Source organism: Nocardia sp. NPDC060220, from assembly GCF_042727815.1.
Taxonomy (GTDB): domain Bacteria; phylum Actinomycetota; class Actinomycetes; order Mycobacteriales; family Mycobacteriaceae; genus Nocardia.
In genome coordinates this window covers 1-1,496 of sequence record NZ_JBHWZY010001242.1, presented here as the reverse complement: position 1 = coordinate 1,496, position 1,496 = coordinate 1, and the positions used below count along the sequence as shown (strand labels likewise).

The window sequence follows — 1,496 nt, the reverse complement described above, 5'->3', positions numbered from 1 at the left end:
GCTGCGGGGCAACGTCAACGCGATCTTCACCAACCTCTCGCGCCGCAACCAGTCCCTCATCGAGGGCCAGCTGACGCTGATCACCGGCCTGGAGAACAACGAGGCCGACCCGGACCAGCTGGAGAACCTCTTCAAGCTGGACCACCTCGCGACCTGGATGATCACCGCCCTGGACATCGGATTCACGGTCACCGACCCGCCTGAGCTCGTCGCGGCGCTGCGGACGGTGAGCGAACGATGCCGTGACGCGATCGTTGATGCACCCGGTGCCGACTTGCAGCGTGTGCCATTTCCGCGTTGACGGCGTCGCGGCGTCACCTCGACCTTGCTGCGCGGCGGTCGGCGCCCCGACCAGGCGAAGGATTCAGTCGCACAGCGCGTGGGTGAGCATCCCGCCGAGATCGACAGACGACGATGTGCCGGTATAGGCGATGGTGACCGCGAGGCCGGACCCCGTGGCACCGGCGACAGTGGAGAAGCCGGGGATGCCGCCGATGTGGCCGACATACTGCGCACCGCACGGCAGCTGGGTGTACCCGAGGCCGAGACCGTAGGACCTGCCGTCACCGTTGCCCATGTCGATGCCGTCGAGCATCTGCGCGAGTTGGGGTTGGGGCACGACCCGACCGGCCAGCAGCGCGAGGAAGAACCGATTCACATCGGCGCCGGTGCTCACCAGCGCGCCCGATGCCCACGGCACCGACGGCTCCATCAGGGTCGTGTCGGTGAGTGTCCCGTCGACGGTGGTGTAGCCGGTCGGATGCGGTTGACGGAGACCGGTTTCGCCGGTGGCGGGCAGGTAGGTATTCGACAGGCCGAGCGGTGTCAGGATGCGGTCGCGCAGTTCGTCGGTGTAGCGATGCCCGGTCACGGCTTCGATCAGCATGCCCGCGACGATGTAGTTGATGTTGGCGTACTCGAACCGGCCGCCGGGCGCGAACTTCGCCGGATGTTCCAGGGCCAGGGCGACCTCCTGAGCCGGGGTGAAGGTGCGGCCGTTCTTCGCCGCTTCGTGTTCGTCGAGCTCCGGGGAGCGGGCCGGCTCGGGCAGGCCGCTTCGGTGGCCCAGGATCTGGCGGACGGTGATCGCGCGCCCGTCCACGCCCGCACCGGTGAGCAATCCGGGCAGATACGTGTCGACGGGCCTGTCGAGGTCGACGCGGTGTTCGGCCACCAGCTGCAACACGATCGCGGCGGTGAACGACTTGGTGACACTGCCGACCCGGACATGTTGGGGAACATCGGTTCCGATCGGGGTCGCCGCGCCCGCGTCGGCCAGTCCGGAACCGATAACGGTGTCGGCTTCGTGCGCGGTCAGCGTGGCGATGGCTCCGACGGCACCGGAGCCGACTATCGCATGGAGGTCGCCGCGCACGCTGTCCACACGAGCCGAGGCGAGGGGATCAGCAGTGCTGGTCGTGCAGGCGGACAAGCCCAGCGCGACGGCGAATATCGGCACAGTGAGGGTTCGAAAACGCATGATCGAACGGTAGGAA

Annotated in this window: 2 protein-coding genes; one reads left to right on the top strand and one right to left on the bottom strand. The window is 67.6% G+C overall.

The annotated features are described in order from the left end of the window. A partial coding sequence (locus ACFWF3_RS35680) for a hypothetical protein (protein ID WP_379318553.1) occupies nt 1-301 on the top strand: 301 nt, incomplete at its 5' end. A 63-nt stretch (nt 302-364) separates the two neighbouring features. On the opposite strand, the gene ACFWF3_RS35675 is transcribed toward ACFWF3_RS35680, so the two are convergent. Next, nucleotides 365-1,480, bottom strand: coding sequence for a serine hydrolase domain-containing protein (locus ACFWF3_RS35675; RefSeq protein WP_379318551.1), 1,116 nt, complete (start codon nt 1,478-1,480; stop codon nt 365-367). Between the last annotated feature and the right edge of the window lie 16 nt (nt 1,481-1,496).